We start from the raw sequence: 17,757 nt of genomic DNA on the forward strand, positions 1-17,757 counted from the left end.
TCCTACAGATCCCGGTGGGAGCGGGCTTGCCCCGCGATAGGCCTGATCATTTTCACCATGAAACTTTTGGTCACCGCACATTTCCGGCATGCTGGCGCAATCAAGGAATCACGGAGCTGGTAATGACGGAAAAACTCCCCGCATCGACCGTAGAGCGCGTCTACCTGGGGGTCCACGAGGCAATCAGAAAACGCACCCTGCGCCCCGGCATGAAACTGGGCGAGTCCTCGCTTGCGGAGCTGTTCAAGGTCAGCCGCACGTCGGTACGCGCCGCACTCAAGCAGCTGGAAGGCGACGGGCTGGTGTCCACCGAGCTGAACAAGGGCGCCTGGGTCTCGCTGCCCAGCGATGAAGACATCCGTTCAGTGTTCGAAACCCGGCGCCTGATCGAGATCGGCATTGTCACCGAGCTCTGCCGCCGCGCCGACAAGAGCCTGCTACAGCCCCTGCGTCTGCATGTGGCACAAGAAGAAGCGGCGGCCGATGCCGGTGATCACGCGCGCTACGTCAATCTGCTCGGTGAATTCCACCTGCGCCTCGCTGAAGTGCTGGACAACCCGGTGCTTCTGGACTGGTTCCGCAAGCTGATCGAGCGCGGCTCGCTGTATGCCTCGACCCTCGATGACGAACGCCATGAAGCCTGCCGCGGCAATGAGCACCTGCGCCTGATCGAGTTCCTCGAAGCCGGCGATCAGGCCGCCGCCATCGAACTGGTGTGCACTCACCTGAGCGGCATTGAAGAGGCGATCCTCAAAGCCACCCACAATCTGAAGGCCGACTATCACCCGCTCAAGCACCTGATCGGCGGCTGAAACAAGGGCATTCACGAATCCACTGCTATCGATCCCGATATTTAATTGGCCGATACCCCGGCACTTTTATAGGGTGTGCGGCCTCCACCAAGAGGTCGTGAAATGTTTGATCGTGTATTCGTCAATGCCGTCGCTGCCGACGGCAGTCCGCTGTCCCTGGCCGTCGCCGATGGCCGTATCGCTCGCCTGGGCGCTGATCTGGGCGCCATTGAAGGTGTGGAGCGCATCGACCTGGGCGGGCAACTGCTGCTGCCGGGATTCATCGACGGCCATATCCACCTGGACAAGAGTTTTGTCGGCGACCGCTGGCATCCGCATCAGCCGGTCGGCAGCCTGCGTGAACGCCTGGCCGTGGAAAAACGTGAACTGGCCCTGGCGCCGTCAATGGTCGAACGTGCCGATGCGCTGATCAGCCAGGCGGTGTCATTCGGTACGGTAGCGATGCGCAGCCATGTCGATGTCGATGCCACTACCGGCTTGAGCAACCTGCACGCAGTGATGCAGGCGCGAGAGAAGTGGCGCGGTATCGTCGACATTGAACTGGTGGCCTTCCCCCAGGCCGGGGTGATGTCCTGCCCGGGCACGGCCGATGTGCTGGAGGCCGCCATACGCGAGGGTGCCGAAGTCATTGGCGGTATCGACCCGACGACGCTCGATGGCGATGCCGAAGGTCAGCTGGATGTGGTGTTCGGGATCGCCGAACGTCACGGGGTAAAGGTCGACATTCACCTGCACGAGCCGGGTTTGCAAGGGGTCGAGCAACTGCAGCGGATCGCCGCCCGCACCTGCGCCGCGGGCCTGCAAGGGCGCGTGAGTGTCAGCCATGCCTATGCCCTGGGCCAAGTGCCTGAGGATGTGCTTGAGCGCATTGGCGCCACCCTCGCGAACGCCGGGGTGTCGATCCTCACCAACGCCCCGGGCGATCACGCCTTCCCGCCGATCCTGCGCCTGCGCGCCGCCGGGGTGAATGTATTCGCCGGTAACGACAATATTCGCGATGCCTGGTGGCCTTACGGCAACGCCGACATGCTCCAGCGGGCGATGCTGATCGGCTACCGCTCGGGTTTCTACAGCGATGAAGAGCTGAATGTGGCCCTGACCATGGCCACGTCGGCGGGCGCCGCCGTGATGGAGAAAAGCGACTATGGGCTGAAGGTCGGCAACGAAGCGACCTTCATTGTCATCAAGGCAGCCAATGCCGCGGCCGCCGTCGCTGCGGCCCCTGCCGAGCGGCGCATGGTCCGCCGTGGCGAGCTGCAGGCCGCACCGGTTGGCCTGCAATTTGACATCCAGCGGGCCTAGCGAAAACCTGCTCGGCAAAGCCAGACATCCCGCCGCGCGTGTCGCTGGCGGGATGCTTTTGTGTCATCAGCTGGCCGGTTTCCAGCCGCCCCGCTCCGCCGCCTCGCGAAACTTGGCCCGGTTGGCCGGCGTGTCGGCTGGCTCCGACTCACCGAAAATGGCTTTGAGCCAATGGCCGTCGGTGGGGTTGGGGAAGATGATGTACTGGCTGCCGAACTTGTCGCGGCTGTCGTCCACCTGCTGCGCCCGCTTGTCGACACTGTCGAGATAGAAGCTGCGCTCGAAGTCGTTGAGGTTGTCACCCAACTTCAGCAACACGTTGTATTGCCCGGCGATTTTTTGTTGCGCAGGTTCCTTGTTCGAGCTCTCGCGCAGAATGGTCACATGGGCCTCGTCGGCGTAGGGCACCTTGTATTTGCGCAGGTTGTTCAGGGCGTACTCATAGGTCTTGTCGCCCTGCTCACGGCTGGACACGTAGAAGATTTCCACGCCACGGGACTTGGCATACTCCAGAAACTCGAGGGCACCTGGGGTAGGCGTCGGGCCATTGTCAGCCACCCACCGGTCCCAGACCGCATCATCAAAGAACTCCTTGCCCTGGGCGATCAGAAAACCCCAGTAGGTATTGCTGCTGAGGATGGTGTCGTCGATATCGCTGATGATCGCCGGTTTCTTGTCTCCCGGTTTCTGATTGGCCAATGCCTGGTCCAGGCGTGCCTTGGCGACGTTGAAACCTTGATAGTACAACGCGCGGAACTCCGCGGCAGTCTGGCGCCAGGCCACTGCATCGACCAACAGGTTGGAGGGTACGGCGCCAGACTCTGCACTTGCAGGCTGGGCATTGACCATGGGCGCGGCCAGCAACAGAAGCGCCAGGGAGATCGCATTTTTGAAATGGGGCATTGGATGACTTTCCTTGTAATCTACCGCTCTTGAGTGGCGGCAGTTGCGGTACTGATACCTCAGGCCTTGAGCCCCCCGCAATCGAAGCGACGCGCAGGCACAACAATGTGACGCACCCACGCATTTTGTCTGACCCGATGACGGCAGCAGACTGCTGGCAAAGTACCATCTGCTCGGCTAGCATGCCGCGGAAAACCGGCGCAAGGCCGCATGGAGAGCGATACGAGTGCTGCTGAGCATCCCGACCCTATTGATGGTGGCCGTGTTCATTTTCGGCCTGATGGGCCTGTTGACCCTGCACGCCTGGAGCCGCGGCGTACGCGAGCAAACCCTCGGCTACCTGGGGAGCATGCTGATACTTGCCGCCCTCGGCGCAACCCTGGTGAGCCTGCGTGGCCAGGCCCCCAACTTCATTTCCCTGGTGCTGGGCAATATCGTCCTGCTGCTGGGGGCAGCGCTGAACTGGACCGCCATGCGTGTGTTCGGCGGTCGTCCCGCGCACCTGCCAGGCATATTCGCCGGCGCGCTGTTCTGGTCGTTATGGGGGCTGATGCCAGGCTTCTACGGCGACCTTGGCCTGCGCGTGACCCTGTATTCGCTGCTCACTGCCGTCTATGGCGGCCTGTCAGTGTTCGAGTTGTGGCGCAACCGCAAGCGCCTGGAAGTGGCTTACCTGCCTGCGCTGCTACTGACCCTGGCGCACACTGGCTTTTACGCCGTGCGCAGCTTCGCCGACCAAGGCGTATCCTTGGAGCATGCGCTTGCCAGCACTGGCCACGGCACGATTTTTTTCGCTTTCCTGCTGTTCGAATCAATGCTCTACGCCATCGGCATCGCCTATGTCACCCTGGCCATGGTGCGCGAACGCACCGAGCTGAAATTCAAGGCTGCCGCCTATACCGACCCGCTGACCGGCATCGGCAACCGTCGCGCATTCATGTCGCGTGGCGCGCAGTTGCTGGCGGACTGTGCCCGCCGCGGCGAGCCGGCGGCCCTGTTGCTGTGCGACCTGGATCACTTCAAACGGCTCAACGATGCCTACGGTCACCAGACCGGTGACCAGGCGCTGATCGCCTTCAGTCAGGTCGCCAGCCAGAGCATTCGCCAGGCAGATGTGTTCGCTCGCATCGGCGGTGAAGAGTTCGCCTGCCTGCTCGGCAACGCTGATGAACACGAGGCACTGCGGATCGCCCAACGCATCTGCAACAGCTTTCACGCCTTGCCGCTGCTGGACGCCGGCGTACTGAGCGTCAGCATCGGCATCGTTGCCGGCAATGCCGGCGAGCATGAGCTTTCACGCCTGCTGTCGATGGCCGACAACGCGCTGTATGCGGCCAAGGACCAAGGCCGTAACCGTGTGCAGCTGTACCAGGGTGCTTTCAGTGCTCCCGAGTCAACCAGTCCAGCAACCACAACCCCGCCGGCCCTGGTGGGCTGAGTCGCGACCAGGCAGCATCCACGGCAATCGGACGCGGCCATCCACCCAGCACCAGCTCTACCAACTGGCCGTGGCCATACTGCTGCACCAGACCGTGCGGCAACTCGGCCCAGCCGAAACCTTGCTCGGTCATTTCCAGCAGCAACAGGTAATCCGGCGCCGACCAGACTCGCCCCTGCGGTTTGTTCTCGCTGTCGGCATAGGTATTGAGGTACAGCTGGCGATGGCTGGCCAGGTGCGCCTGGGTCGGTTGCTGCAGTGCTGCCAGCGGGTGTCCGCTGGCAACGAAAATGCCCATCTGCGCTTGCCCGGGCAATCTGCGCACGCCGATATCCGGCGGGTAATGCGCTTGCGCCGCCAGCAACCCCAGGTGCGCGCGGCCGCTTTGCAGCAGGCTCAAGACATCCCCCCCTTCAGCGATCATGCATTCAAGTTCGATATCCTGGTAGCGCTGCTCGAACTGGTGCATCACCTGATTGTCCGGGGTGAGCTGATACATGTCCGAGAGGACGATGGTCAGCCGCGGTTCGACGTTATCGGCCAGGCGGATGCTCAGCTCGTCGAGTCGTTCGCTGGCGGCAAGGATCTCCTGGACGTGCCCGAGCACCTTGCGCCCGGCTTCGGTCAGCACCGGGTGACGAGCCTGGCGATCGAACAGGCTGACGCCCAGGTCGGCCTCAAGGTTGGAGATCGCGGCACTGATGGTCGACTGGCTTTTGCGCAACTTGCGCGCCGCTGCCGAGAAGGAGCCAAGGGCGACGGCTTCGACAAAGGCGTGTAGGGCTTCGGGGGAATAGCGCATTGGTCTATCGCTTTTATCGATGGAATACATTTTTAACATAAGCAAAAAAGCGATGACAATCACCTCGTCGAATCCAATCGTTCCAGGTGATGTCATGCGTGTTTCCAACAAATCCTTCGTCGAGCGTATCGTCCACGCCGTAGGCTTCGAGGCCATTGCCGTGCTGATCTGTGCCCCGCTCGGCGCCTGGCTGCTCAATCGCTCGATGCTCGAAGTCGGCACCCTGGCCGTGGTGCTGTCGACCGTGGCGATGCTCTGGAACATGCTCTACAACAGCGTGTTCGACCGGCTCTGGCCGGCTGAGCGGGTCAAGCGCAGCGTCAAGGTACGGGCCCTGCATGCCAGCGGCTTCGAGATCGGTTTTGTGGTGATCGGTGTGCCTATCGCCGCGCTGATGCTCAACCTGTCGCTGGTGCAGGCGTTCATGCTGGAGATCGGTTTCTTCGTCTTCATGCTGCCGTACACCATGGCCTACAACTGGGCCTATGACCTGCTGCGTCAGCGGCTGCTCAACGCCCGCACCAGCCCGCTGCAAGTGCAATGAGCGTTGCCGCGGGCAACGCCTTTAAATCCATGGGGGCTTGGACTCGTGAAATTTATCTGGTAGTTTTTCATGAAAATATACCAATAAAAATTCACGAGACCCGCCATGTTCAAGCAATCCGCCCAGCATGTCGCCAGCTACTACGCCCGCACCTACCCCGGTGCCATCCCGCTGCGCCCTACCCTGCATGAGCGCCTGGACACCGAGGTGCTGATCATCGGTGCCGGCTTCAGTGGTTTGCATACGGCCGTGCGTCTGGCGCTGGCGGGCAAGCGGGTGACATTGCTGGAGGCCAGCCGTGTGGCCTGGGCGGCCTCGGGGCGCAATGGCGGGCAGGCGCTGCTGGGCTGGTCGTGCGACATGCCGCCACTGGAAAAGCATCTCGGTATGGAACGCACGCGCCGTTTGTGGGACAGCATGTGCTGGGCCGCCCACGAGATGCGTGAACTTCCTGAACGCCATGGTTTCGATATCGACTACCGTCCCGGCAGCCTGTGGACCGCCGTGCTGCCCCGGCGCGTCGGCATGCTGCGCGAAGCCCAACGCGAAGCCAGCGAAAAATGGGGATACAACGAGCTGCAACTGATCGAGCGTGAAGCCTTGCCGGAGTGGATCGACAGCCCACGTTACCAGGCCGCGCTGTACGACCCGCAAGGTGCGCACCTCAACCCGTTGAAACTGGCCCAAGGCCTGGCATCGGCGATTGAAGAGGCCGGTGGACGCCTGTACGAACAGACCCGCGTACTCGATTACCGTGAAACCGCCAATGGCTTCGTTGCCCGCACCGAACACGGCGAGGTGCGCAGCGATGTCCTGGTCCTGGCTTGCAATGCCTACATCGACAAGCTTGACCGACAACTGTCGCGGCGCCTGCTGCCAGTGGGCTCCTACCAGGTGGCGACTGTGCCCCTGGACCCCGCCTTCGCACGTTCGTTGCTGCCCCGAAACAGCTGCGTGATCGACAACCAGTTCGTACCGGATTATTTCCGCCTGACCCCTGATCACCGCTTGTTGTTTGGCGGTGGCTGCACCTATCTGGGCGGCATTCCCCAAGACGTTGCCGCCGCCACCCGCCCGGTGCTGGAACGCGCCTTCCCGCAGTTGCGCGGGGTTGCCATCGAGCATGCCTGGGGCGGGCATCTGGATTGCAGCCTGCGGCGTACCCCGGACATTGGCCGCAGCGGTCAACGCTACTGGTTGCAGGGTTTCTCCGGGCATGGCGTACTGCCGACCCTGGCCGGCGCCCGCGCCGTCAGCGATGCCATTCTCGGCGACAACGATTTGCTGGCGTTGTACCAGGCCATCGACAACGGCCGCTTCCCCGGCGGCGATCTGCTCGCCGCCCCGCTGGAAGCCGCGGCCAAGGCCTGGTACCGCCTGCGCGACAACCTTTGAGAGGACAGCACCATGGACATGCAGGATGAAATCGAAGGCCTGGCGATCCTGATCCGTGACCTGCGCAAGCACCGCAACCTGACCCTGGGCGAACTGGCCCAGCGCATTGATCGCTCGGTGGGCTTTCTGTCCCAGGTCGAACGTGGCCTGTCGCGCCCCACCGTGGCCGACCTGACCGCCATCAGCGAAACCCTGGATGTGCCCACCACCTATTTCTACAACCTGAGCAAACCACGCGAAGTGGACTGGGTCACCCGCCCAGGAGAGCGGCGCACGCTCTACTACGCCGGGGGTATCACCGACGTGCTGGTCTCGCCCAAGCTCACCGGCAGTTTCTCCATGCTCGAAAGTCACCTGGCCCCCGGTGCCACCAGCGGCGAAGGCCACTTGAACGACAGCTCCGAGCAAGGCGGCTTTGTCCTCGAAGGGCAATTGAGCCTGTGGCTCGATGACAGTGAAGAACCGGTGACCCTGGGTCCCAACGACAGCTTCCAGCTCCCGCCGCACAGCCAGTTTCGTTACGCCAACCTCACCGAGCAACCGACACGGGTGCTCTGGGTATTCCGTTGAACCACGCTGCAGGATCGCAATCGATGACAACAACAAAAAGCTTTCCCGATCTGCTCACTGAAGTCCGTGACTTTCGCACTCGATTCCCCGAGGTGCGCTATGTCGACCTGATCAGCCTGGACATTCCCGGGCACTTCTATGGCAAGCGCTACCCGATCGACATGCTCGAGAAGGTCGCCGCCGGCAGCCCCTTGAAGCTGCCGCAGAACTGCGTGCTGCTGGGCGTCCAGGGCGGTCTGTTTCCGATCGGCGACTACTGCTTCCACGATGGCGACCCGGATGCGCCACGGCGCCTGATCCCCGGCACGCTCAAACCGGTGCGCTGGGAGAACCAGCCGCTGGGGCAGATGCTGATCAGCTCCGACGGCACCCACGCGCCCATCGAGTTCGAACCGCGGGAAGTGCTCGCCCAGGTCCTGCAGCGTCTGCAGCGTCGCGGCATTCGCCCGGTAGTCGCGTTCGAGCTGGAGTTCTACCTGTTCGACCGCAGCCTCAAGGAAGGTCTGCCACAGTTTCCCCGCGACCCGTTCAGCGATGACCCCGACGACCAGCCGAACATGCACATCGAGCGTCTGTCACGTTACTCCGACGTACTGCGCGAGATGGTCGAGGCTGCCAATGAACAAGGCGTGGACGCTAACGTCATCACTGCCGAACTTGGCCCTGGTCAGTTCGAGATCAACTTCGGCCACTGCGACGACGGCCTGCGCGCTGCCGACTGGGCCGCACTGTTCTGCCGCAGCACCCGTGGCGTGGCACTCAAGCACGGCATGCGCGCCAGCTTCATGAGCAAGCCTTACCTGGAGGCACCGGGCAGCGGCATGCATGTGCATGTCAGCCTGTATGACCAGGACGGCAACAACCTGCTCGCCGCCGATGAGCAGCGCCCGTTGCGCCATGCCGTGGCCGGCTGCCTGGAACTGCTGCCCAGCTGCATGCCGATCTTCGCCGCCAACCACAATGCGATGCGTCGCTACGGCGCCATGGTCAATGCGGCCAGCCGCGCCAGCTGGGGTTTTGAGGACCGTGACGCGTGCATTCGCATCCCCGAATCCGACCCGCGCAACCTGCGTATCGAACATCGCCTGGCCGGTGCCGATGCCAACCCGTACCTGGTCCTGGCCGCGATCCTCAGCGGCATGGAACATGGCCTGGATGCCGCCCGGGAGCCCATCGCGCCGCTCAACGAAGATCGCAGCAGTGGCATCGAATTTCCCAAGGACATGCTCAGTGCCGTCAGTGCCATGCGCCAGCACCCGGTAGTCAACCAGAGCCTGGGCAGTGAATTCGTGATGGTCTATTGCGAGAACAAGCGTCAGGACCATCTGGCGTTCATGCAGGACATCAGCGCCCGGGAGTACCGCTGGTTCCTTTGATGCAGTCTTGAATGGGCAGCGCCCTGTGGGAGCGGGCCTTGCCCCGCGATCTGCCGCGAAGCGGCAGCGAATCCAGCCGATGCGGTGTAGCAGCTGCACCGCGTGCTGAGGTTTACGGCTGCTTTGCAGCCGATCGCGGGGCAAGGCCCGCTCCCACAGTCCCCCTATCGCCACCCCAGATCTTCAGCAAATCGCAGCAAATACCCATCCGGATCAAGCACCAGAAAATTCCGCTGCCCCCGGTGCTGATCATTGCTACGGTACCAACGCTCCTCAACCGCCTGTCTAAGGGTGTAACCTGCCCGCTCCAGAGCGCCTGCCAACGCCAAGGCATCGGGGCATTCGATGGACAGGTTCATCCCACGGCCAAACGGCGGCTCCAATGGCCCAACACGCCAGGGCGAGTCCGTGTGCCAGTCTTGCTCGAGCATGATCTGGCTGTTGCCGAAGGACAGAAAGGCAAACTTGTCCTCCGCGCGGTCGTACTCAACCTTGAAGCCCAACACGTCGCAGTAAAAGCGTAGGCTTTGCCCGAGGTCGGAAACGATCAGTTCCGGGACCAGGGCGTTCATCTTGAACATGTACTGCTTCCTTTCAGTTATTTGCGAGCCAATCTATCTACAAATCGTTGAGCAAACCAGGAAATTGACCCAATGAGCAAAGCACCCTATACCCCGCCCAAGGTCTGGACGCATGACGCCCCGTCGGGTGGTGAATTCGCCAACATCAACCGGCCAGTCGCCGGGCCGACCCATGACAAGGTACTACCGGTCGGCAAGCATCCCTTGCAGCTTTATTCATTGGCCACCCCCAATGGCGTGAAGGTCACCATCCTGCTCGAAGAACTGCTGGCGCTCGGGGTTAGCGCCGCCGAGTACGACGCCTGGCTGATCCGCATTGGCGAAGGCGATCAGTTCTCCAGCGGCTTTGTCGAGATCAACCCCAACTCGAAGATACCGGCCTTGCTGGACCGTAGCGTGGAGCCGGCCATTCGCGTGTTTGAGTCCGGTTCGATCCTGCTGTACCTGGCAGAAAAATTCGGCCATTTCCTGCCCTCCGACCCCGCTGGGCGTACGGAAACCTTGAACTGGCTGTTCTGGCAAATGGGCTCGGCACCTTACCTTGGTGGCGGCTTCGGACATTTCTATGCATACGCGCCAGAGAAGTTCGAGTACCCGATCAACCGCTTCACCATGGAAGCGAAACGCCAACTCGATGTGCTTGATCGCCGCCTCAGCGAAAACCGCTATCTGGCGGGTGACAGCTACACCATTGCCGATATTGCCGTCTGGCCGTGGTACGGCCAGCTGGTGCGGGGCAACCTGTATTCGGCGGGTGAGTTCCTCAATGTGCAGCAATACACCCACGTGCAACGCTGGGCAGAAGAGATCGCCAAACGCCCTGCGGTACTGCGTGGGCAACGGGTAAACCGGACCTGGGGAGATGAGGAAACCCAGGTGCCGGAGCGGCATCAGGCAGCGGATCTGGACTGATTCTCGATCAGCCGGAGGGGAGATGTTCACCCATAACCAGAAATGGGGAACTCCCCCCACCCACCTACAAAACCGGCTTAGCGCCCTTTACAGGGCCTGCATACAAGCCATTGAATAAAAACTGCTTTTTCTTCGATAACCCTCGACCCTCCAAGTTGGTGCGCTTTTTGCCCCTGCCATTACAAAGTGGCAGTTTGACACTCATATGGCATCGCAGCAGCACCCAACCGGGTACGGAACGAGGTTACCGCTATGTACAACAACCCTATGCAGCGCCGATCGACCCTTGATCTTTTCCGCTATTCTGGCGTTGCATCTGCGCTGTTGATCGCACTCGGAATTTCCTCTGCCAGTGCCGTGCCGATGGACGACACCAGCCCACCGTCACCGACCGACCCCTCGGCCTACACGCCCCACCCCACCGACCCTGTGGCCGTGCAGCAAGCGCTGGAGGCGCTGAAGTCGTTGCCCGAGGGCAACCACGGTGCGCTTGCGTTGCCTAACGGCGCGTACGGCGACCGAACCACGCCACGGACTGAAAACGTTCTGCAGCCGGCTCAGCAGACATCCTTCAATTACCCCACCAATGGCCTGGCCAGCCCGCTATTCGGTGCACAACCCTTTACCCAGCAGATGCTGCTGTATGAGGAATTCGGCCCGGAGAAACTCGACCCGACCGTCGAAGCCGGTACCCTTCCCTTCCCCATCCCCACAACCGGGCCAGCCCCGGAGCAAGATCCCAACAGTGTCGCTCGCAGCGGTCCCACCGGCGCGGCACTGGAAACCTTTCTTCGCCAACCAGGGCTATTGCCGTTCCCGACGCAATACGCCAACGTCCTCGACCGCAATCCCTGGAAGGCGCAGATCGAAGCCTTCCTCAACCGCCACCCAGTCGGCTCGCCGGCGGAGGGCCGGCCACCAGGAAAAGGCTGGTCGCATCAACGCTGGAACGAGTTCTACCCGCAGGCGGCGATCAAGACCGCGCAAGCCGGCGCGCGGGTCAACCAGGGCTTGCGCGACAACCGGCAAATGCACGGCTACGCCAAAGGCGAGTTCGGCCCCGGCGGGCTTTATCACAACACCGCCGGTGTACCTGCTACCGAGGGGACGGCCAAGGGCATCGGTATCCGCTTTCACCCGAACATGCCGATCCAGAACCACAACTCACTGTGGACCTTCGACGGCACGCTGCCGCCCAAGCTGCTGATGGCCCGCTACGGCCAACCGATACTGATGCGTCACTACAACGCCTTGCCAATCGACCCGGCAGCCAACGGCGGCTTCGGCCTGCATACCCTCAGCACCCATGAACACAACGGCCATAACCCGGCCGAAAGCGACGGTTATACCAACGCGTTCTTCTTCCCCGGTCAGTACTACGACTACCGCTGGCCGGTGCAACTGGCCGGCTACGACTCCATCAACACCACCGCGCAAGACCCCAGGGCCGCGTTCCCCTGCGCCGAGGGGGAAACACTCTGGGTCAACGATAGCCAACCCGGGCTCAAGACCTGCCAGAACGGCAGCATCAAAGTCCGCGGTGACTGGCGCGAAACCATGAGCACCCACTGGTTCCACGATCACATGCTCGATTTCACCGCCCACAACGTCTACAAGGGCAACGCGGCGATGATGAACTACTACAGCGCCCTTGACCGCGGTAACGAGGCACTGGAAGACGGCGTCAACCTGCGCCTGCCCAGCGGTTCGGCATTGCCTTGGGGCAACCGTGACTATGACGTCAACCTGACCTTTGCCGACAAGGCCTGGGACCAGAGTGGCCAACTGTGGTTCAACCCGTTCAACATCGACGGCTTCATCGGCGACCAGATGATGGTCAATTGGCTATACAAACCCTACTTTGACGTGCGCGCGCGTAGCTATCGCCTGCGCATCCTCAATGGCTCGGTGTCGCGCTACATGAAGATCGCCGTGGTCCGCGAAGTGCGTGGCACTGGTGGTGAATTTCGCGGCCCGCAAGGCTCCGGGGTGTCGTACAACCGGGTGCCGTTCCACATGATCGCCAACGACGGCAACATCATGGAACATGCCGTCCCCTTCGATGGCAGCCTGGACCTGAACGGCAACGGCGACCTCAAGGACGACAACGGCATCATGCCGACCATGGCCATCGCCGAGCGCTACGACATCATCATCAACTTCGCTAAACACGGGATTCAGCCCGGCGACAAGATCTTCTTCGTCAACCTCATGGAGCACGACACCGGCAAAGGCCCGAGCGAGGACGCGGTGTCGCTGGCCGATGTCCTGTCCGAGAAATACAAAGCGGTCATCGACCAGGCCAGCAAAGGCCCGAGGTGGCGCGACGGCGACCCGGTGGTCGGCAAGTTCCTCCAGCTCAACGTCAAGCCTTACAGCGGCAACGACCTGAGCATGGACCCTGTGGCCTATGAACCGGCCAAACCGGGTAAAGCCGCCGGCAAGAAAATGATCCCGCTGACCATCGACCGTAACGATCAGAACATGCAGGCCAAGCTCAAGCAGGCGCGCCACCGCAGCTTTGAATTCGGGCGTTCCGACGGCACCGACACCCAACCCTGGACGATCAAGACCGACGGCGGCTTTGGCTACGCCATGGACCCGCGGCGCATCACTGCCGCCCCGCAGCTGGCCTCAGGCCCGACCGACGCAGGCTACTCAGGCGACGGCACCCTGGAAGTGTGGAAGATCAAAAATGGCGGCAATGGCTGGAGCCACCCGGTGCATGTGCACTTCGAGGAAGGGGTCATTCTCAACCGCGACGGCAAGGCGCCACCGGAGTGGGAAAAATGGGCCCGCAAAGACGTCTATCGTGTAGGACCGGAAGTCGACAGCTCCGAGGAAGTCGAGATGGCGATCCGCTTCCGCGAGTTCGCCGGCACCTTCATGGAGCATTGCCATAACACTCAGCACGAAGACAACTCCATGCTGCTGCGCTTTGACCTTGAGCACCCGGGGCAGATCGAGCTGATGCCTTCGCCCATGCCGACTTGGGACGGTGTGGAATTCATCAGTTCCGCCGCCCTGCCTGGCTTCCGTGATGAGGACGACAAAGGACCGGGTGAAGGTGAAGACGACAATCAACTGCCCGTGGCCAGGGATGACAGCGGCGCCACCAAAGCCGGCGTGCCGATCACCCTCAATGTGCTGGCCAACGACAGTGACCCCGATGGTGACGTACCGCTGACCGTCGTCAGCCTGGGGCAACCGGACTCAGGTCAGGGCAGTGTCAGCACCAACGGGACCCAGGTGACCTTTACCCCACCCGCGACGGTAAACGAAGCCTACAGCGCAGTCTTCGAATACAAGGTCAAGGATGCGCGGGACGGTGTGTCAAAACTGGCGGCCAACGTGAGCGTTGCAGTCACTCCGGCGGCGGTAGAGGTTGATCAGAACCTCAAGGTAACCAGCGCCAGCGTCACCGTTCGCAGTAACAGCCGGTACGCCTGGGAGCTGGTCGGAACCAGCGCGATGAAGATTGGCGAAACCCTCGCGGTGACTGCATCGACCAACAACGGACCCTTGAGCCTGGGGACTGCGACGGTGTTGTCCGGTGGCAATTGGCGGCTGTCCGCCAGCACCACGGGCAGCGGGCCTTCGCCAAACCCGACGGTAACGATCAAGCCGCTTAACGGCAAAGCCATCACCGTTCCACTCACGGTGCGTTGATAACCGTCGCTGATCCTACACACCTTCAGGAGGTAACAGGCATGGGCTGGAAAACTTCGAAAATACTCAGCCGCTTGCTGCTCCTTACGCTGTGCAGCGCGCAGTGGTCATTGGCGGCCGTCAGTGAAAGTGCCCCGGCCCAGCAATGGGGCCGGGACTACTTTCCCAACACCCCGCTGATTAACCAGGACGGTCAGCCAGTACGGTTTTTTGATGACCTGATCAAAGACAAGGTGGTGGCCATCAACTTCATCTTCACCACCTGTACCGACTCGTGCCCGTTGGAAACCGCGCGCCTGCGACAAGTGCAGAAACTGCTCGGCGAACGCGTGGGGCACGATGTGTTCTTCTACTCGATCAGTATCGATCCAGAAACCGATACCCCGGAAGTGCTCAAACACTATGCCGAGAAATTCAAGATTGGCCCCGGCTGGCAGTTTCTGACCGGTAACAAAGACGACATCACCCTGTTGCGACAAAAGCTCGGCCTGTTCATCAAGGGTGTCGATGACGGACAAACCAAAGACCATAACCTCAGCCTGATTATTGGTAATCAAAGCACCGGGCGCTGGATGAAGGCTTCCCCGATGGAAAACCCCTATGTGCTGGCCGACCGCCTGGGCAAAAGCCTGCACAACTGGAAGCTGGCCAGTGCCAACACCAACGACTATGCCGAAGCCCCCAGCGTGCGCCAGCCCAGCGTCGGCGAACAGATCTATCGGACGCGCTGCTCTTCCTGTCACACGCTCGGCGATACCGAGCACGCCGGGATGCGCAGCATCGGCCCGGATTTGCTCGGCGTCACCCGCCAGCGCGACCCTGCCTGGCTTACCCGCTGGATCAAAGAACCAGATGTGATGCTGGCAGAGAAGGATCCGCTGGCCATGTTGTTGTATGAGCAATACAACCGCCTGGCGATGCCCAACCTGCGTTTGGGCGATGTCGAGATCTCTGCCTTGCTGACATACCTGGAAGAAGAGACCGAACGCCTACAGCCGCAGGCGCCTGTCAGTACTTCGCAAGCAAGTAACTAACAAAGGAGTTCAGCCATGATTAACCGTCTATTGCTGCTTTGCACACTGCTCGCCAGTAGCACCCTGTGTTTTGCGCATGACTATCAGGTCGGCGAGTTGCAGATCTCTCAACCATGGTCGCGTGAGCTGCCCGTCGACCTTCCTGGCGGCTCGGCTTATTTCACCGTGCACAATCAAGGGAGCGAAACGGATCGCCTGATCGCGGTCAGCAGCCCTCGTGCGCAAACATCCAGACTGCATACCCAATCCAGCAATGACGGCATGATGAACATGCAGCATGTTGCCGGCATGGACATTCCTGCGCATACCGAGGTGACGTTCCAACCCGGTGCCAACCATGTGATGTTGTCGGGAATGGAACAACCACTGAAAGCCGGCGAGCAGTTCCCGCTGACGCTGGAGTTCGAAAAGGCAGGCACGATTGAAGTGCTGGTCAAGGTTCTGCCGGCCGACGCACAGGCCAGTCAAGACACCGCTCACGTTCACTGATTGCCTGGTTAGCCGCTGGCCAGGGCCAAGAACCGGACGACCCAATAAACGGCAATCGCCAGCTGTACAGCGAACGCGGCAAACCGGCAAAAGACCGCCGCAACACTTTGAGAAGCCAGATGAATGCACGACTGAATCAGTCGCGCGACAAGAAACGTGTAGGCCAGTGGGTCGGTGATCGCTGTTTGCCCGGTGAGCAAGGCCAGTACCAGCAGGCCAGCAAAAATCGGCAGCCCTTCCACACAGTTCGCGTGCGCCCGCGCCAGGCGCTGCATGAAGGGAGAAAGCGTGGCGTTGTCCGGGGTAAATTGATTGGCCGGCACACCTTTGAACAGCACGAGATAACCTCGCAGCAGCTCCATCAGAACGAGTAGCGCCAACGCCCACGCAATGAATCCGGCCAACACGATCGCACTTGGACTTGTCATCGGACTTCCCTCAATGATCACTGACGATCCCGCCAGCGATCCGAATCGTAGACATACGAGTCGCCAAGGATACTGTCGTAGCGAATCAGCAGGCGTAATCGCCCCTTGCCAATAGCCATGACCGCCGCTGGCTCATGGTCTTCCAGCATCACTGTCGTGGTGTTGAATTTTTTACCCGGCGCAATGAATTCGCCGACGATGAACAATTCGGCATGTTGTTCATAGGGAATATCCCCGAGCAACATGCTGCTGGCCGCTTCGAGCAGATCCGGCCCCTCACCCTGCAGTTGCGTGCCGTCGACCCAGAGGGACACTTCACGAATGATGGCCGGCCCCAGCCCATTGTTTTCCAGGGTGAAACAGTAGGACCTGGTCTTGACGTCGGTGCTGCTCCAGGCAGACAGGTGTGGTGTTGCCATCCGTCGATTGTGCCGCTCTTGCATCTTTCTTTGCCTGGCACTGAAGCGTATGGCGATACAGGCGACGAACACCGAAGCAAACGCTGCCAAGGCCGTCAACAGCGTTGACACCTCGGACAACCAGCCTTCCTGGGCCGTTACGACGTACACCACATAATCCTGTATAGGTTCCATGTGGCCCATCCCGGCGCTGTCGTAACCTCAGACTCGCGCGCTTACCGTTGCCTGAACAAGCATAGCAAGACGTCGGTAGCGCATCGGCCAGTGCTGGGGCTGGCCTATTTAAGCTTGCGGCGAATACCCTGAATGCCAATCAACGGGATCACGGCAGCGCCAATCACCAGCCACCAATCGGCATTGTCTCGAGTGAATGTTTCAACGGCAGCCAGATACAGGCCAACTGCTGTAGTACAGCTGCATGCGACAATCAGTACCAGCCATTTAACGCCGGTCATCGGCCCGAACAATGCATTTCGATGAGCAAAGCACAGCAACCAGAAGTACATCCAGATCACTGCACCGCTCATGTAAAAACCCAGGACCAACAGGTCCCCCACCATCCCTGCTCCGTGCATTTGAATCTCTCGCCCGCAAATTTGGCGCGCCTTGCGGCACTCGGCTTTACTTTAACTGATGTGCCCAGGCGTTTCTTTACGATGCTCACTTCCGGGAGCACTGCCATGAACAAAGCTATCTTCGCGCTGGTCGCCATGCTATCGGCAGCAAGTGGCTGCGCTACTGACGCCTATGTCTATCGTGACCAGCCACTGGTTGCAAAGGTCGAGACAGGCATGGACAAAGAACGGGTCCAGAACATTGGCGGCAAGCCACTATCAGAAACCCAGCGTACCGTGGTACCCGGTACCTGTTTCGACTATATGCTCACCCAAGCCGGCAAAAAGCAGCCTTACCATGTCAGCTTCGATGGCGCGGGGAAAGTGGACCACACAAGTTTCATGACCTGCGCAGAATGGAGCCGCGCCCAGCAGAAGTCCAGGGAAGCGCCCAGCAACATGGGGGGCTACGGAGGATCGGGTTATTAGCGCTGCTGTGCCAACATCAGGCTTCAACTACAAGCGAGCC

18 protein-coding genes are annotated in these 17,757 nt (G+C 61.0%); 12 read left to right on the forward strand and 6 right to left on the reverse strand.

Translation table 11 applies throughout. The annotated features are described in order from the left end of the window. The first annotated feature begins 122 nt into the window (after positions 1–122). Positions 123–812 carry a GntR family transcriptional regulator gene (locus PSAKL28_RS16880; protein ID WP_038612697.1) on the forward strand — a complete coding sequence of 230 codons (690 nt, stop codon included), beginning with the start codon at positions 123–125 and terminating at the stop codon, positions 810–812. A 102-nt stretch (positions 813–914) separates the two neighbouring features. Then, positions 915–2,114, forward strand: coding sequence for an amidohydrolase family protein (locus PSAKL28_RS16885; protein WP_038612699.1), 1,200 nt, complete (start codon positions 915–917; stop codon positions 2,112–2,114). 66 nt (positions 2,115–2,180) lie between these two features. On the opposite strand, the gene PSAKL28_RS16890 is transcribed toward PSAKL28_RS16885, so the two are convergent. Then, a complete protein-coding gene (locus PSAKL28_RS16890) occupies positions 2,181–3,017 on the reverse strand; it encodes a 5'-nucleotidase, lipoprotein e(P4) family (protein WP_038612701.1) in 837 nt (278 codons plus the stop codon). Between the two features lie 226 nt (positions 3,018–3,243). Here PSAKL28_RS16890 and PSAKL28_RS16895 point away from each other — a divergent pair, with 226 nt between their 5' ends. Continuing rightward, on the forward strand, positions 3,244–4,455 hold the full coding sequence (locus tag PSAKL28_RS16895; protein ID WP_051939457.1) for a GGDEF domain-containing protein: 1,212 nt from the start codon (positions 3,244–3,246) through the stop codon (positions 4,453–4,455). Here PSAKL28_RS16895 and PSAKL28_RS16900 read toward each other — a convergent pair. After that, complete coding sequence (locus PSAKL28_RS16900) at positions 4,397–5,257, reverse strand: LysR family transcriptional regulator (protein ID WP_038612703.1); 861 nt, start codon at positions 5,255–5,257, stop codon at positions 4,397–4,399. The genes PSAKL28_RS16895 and PSAKL28_RS16900 overlap by 59 nt on opposite strands. 94 nt (positions 5,258–5,351) lie before the next feature. Between PSAKL28_RS16900 and PSAKL28_RS16905 the strand changes: the two genes are divergently transcribed. The 4 genes from PSAKL28_RS16905 (at position 5,352) to PSAKL28_RS16920 (ending at position 9,142) form a co-directional block, all read left to right on the forward strand. Further along, positions 5,352–5,801: a multidrug/biocide efflux PACE transporter gene (locus tag PSAKL28_RS16905; RefSeq protein ID WP_038612705.1), complete on the forward strand. Its 450-nt coding sequence runs from the start codon at positions 5,352–5,354 to the stop codon at positions 5,799–5,801. 105 nt (positions 5,802–5,906) lie between these two features. Next, a complete protein-coding gene (locus PSAKL28_RS16910; protein WP_038612707.1) occupies positions 5,907–7,196 on the forward strand; it encodes an NAD(P)/FAD-dependent oxidoreductase in 1,290 nt (429 codons plus the stop codon). Between the two features lie 12 nt (positions 7,197–7,208). Then, a complete protein-coding gene (locus tag PSAKL28_RS16915; protein ID WP_038612709.1) occupies positions 7,209–7,766 on the forward strand; it encodes a helix-turn-helix domain-containing protein in 558 nt (185 codons plus the stop codon). Between the two features lie 23 nt (positions 7,767–7,789). Beyond that, positions 7,790–9,142, forward strand: a complete 1,353-nt coding sequence (locus PSAKL28_RS16920) for a glutamine synthetase family protein (protein WP_038612711.1) — start codon at positions 7,790–7,792, stop codon at positions 9,140–9,142. Between the two features lie 164 nt (positions 9,143–9,306). On the opposite strand, the gene PSAKL28_RS16925 is transcribed toward PSAKL28_RS16920, so the two are convergent. Further along, a complete protein-coding gene (locus tag PSAKL28_RS16925; RefSeq protein WP_038612713.1) occupies positions 9,307–9,723 on the reverse strand; it encodes a bleomycin resistance protein in 417 nt (138 codons plus the stop codon). A 72-nt stretch (positions 9,724–9,795) separates the two neighbouring features. Between PSAKL28_RS16925 and yghU the strand changes: the two genes are divergently transcribed. The 4 genes from yghU to PSAKL28_RS16945 all read left to right on the forward strand — a co-directional run bounded on the left by yghU (position 9,796) and on the right by PSAKL28_RS16945 (position 15,827). Continuing rightward, positions 9,796–10,635, forward strand: a complete 840-nt coding sequence (yghU, locus tag PSAKL28_RS16930; protein ID WP_038612715.1) for a glutathione-dependent disulfide-bond oxidoreductase — start codon at positions 9,796–9,798, stop codon at positions 10,633–10,635. A 267-nt stretch (positions 10,636–10,902) separates the two neighbouring features. Continuing rightward, positions 10,903–14,304, forward strand: coding sequence for an Ig-like domain-containing protein (locus PSAKL28_RS16935; protein ID WP_038616837.1), 3,402 nt, complete (start codon positions 10,903–10,905; stop codon positions 14,302–14,304). Between the two features lie 41 nt (positions 14,305–14,345). Then, positions 14,346–15,338 (forward strand): SCO family protein, encoded by a 993-nt coding sequence (locus tag PSAKL28_RS16940; RefSeq protein ID WP_038612717.1) that lies wholly within the window; start codon positions 14,346–14,348, stop codon positions 15,336–15,338. A 15-nt stretch (positions 15,339–15,353) separates the two neighbouring features. Beyond that, positions 15,354–15,827 carry a copper chaperone PCu(A)C gene (locus PSAKL28_RS16945; protein ID WP_038612719.1) on the forward strand — a complete coding sequence of 158 codons (474 nt, stop codon included), beginning with the start codon at positions 15,354–15,356 and terminating at the stop codon, positions 15,825–15,827. A gap of 8 nt (positions 15,828–15,835) precedes the next feature. Here the strand turns inward: PSAKL28_RS16945 and PSAKL28_RS16950 are convergent, their stop codons facing one another. The 3 genes from PSAKL28_RS16950 to PSAKL28_RS16960 all read right to left on the reverse strand — a co-directional run bounded on the left by PSAKL28_RS16950 (position 15,836) and on the right by PSAKL28_RS16960 (position 17,231). Further along, a complete protein-coding gene (locus PSAKL28_RS16950) occupies positions 15,836–16,255 on the reverse strand; it encodes an MAPEG family protein (RefSeq protein ID WP_038612721.1) in 420 nt (139 codons plus the stop codon). Positions 16,256–16,272: 17 nt separating this feature from the next. Then, positions 16,273–16,848, reverse strand: a complete 576-nt coding sequence (locus PSAKL28_RS16955; protein WP_038612723.1) for a DUF8453 domain-containing protein — start codon at positions 16,846–16,848, stop codon at positions 16,273–16,275. Between the two features lie 104 nt (positions 16,849–16,952). After that, on the reverse strand, positions 16,953–17,231 hold the full coding sequence (locus tag PSAKL28_RS16960; protein ID WP_157687046.1) for a hypothetical protein: 279 nt from the start codon (positions 17,229–17,231) through the stop codon (positions 16,953–16,955). A gap of 123 nt (positions 17,232–17,354) precedes the next feature. Here PSAKL28_RS16960 and osmE point away from each other — a divergent pair, with 123 nt between their 5' ends. Continuing rightward, complete coding sequence (osmE, locus tag PSAKL28_RS16965; protein ID WP_038612727.1) at positions 17,355–17,717, forward strand: osmotically-inducible lipoprotein OsmE; 363 nt, start codon at positions 17,355–17,357, stop codon at positions 17,715–17,717. Positions 17,718–17,757: the final 40 nt, after the last annotated feature.

Origin of the sequence: Pseudomonas alkylphenolica (assembly GCF_000746525.1) — a bacterium.
Classification (GTDB): domain Bacteria; phylum Pseudomonadota; class Gammaproteobacteria; order Pseudomonadales; family Pseudomonadaceae; genus Aquipseudomonas; species Aquipseudomonas alkylphenolica.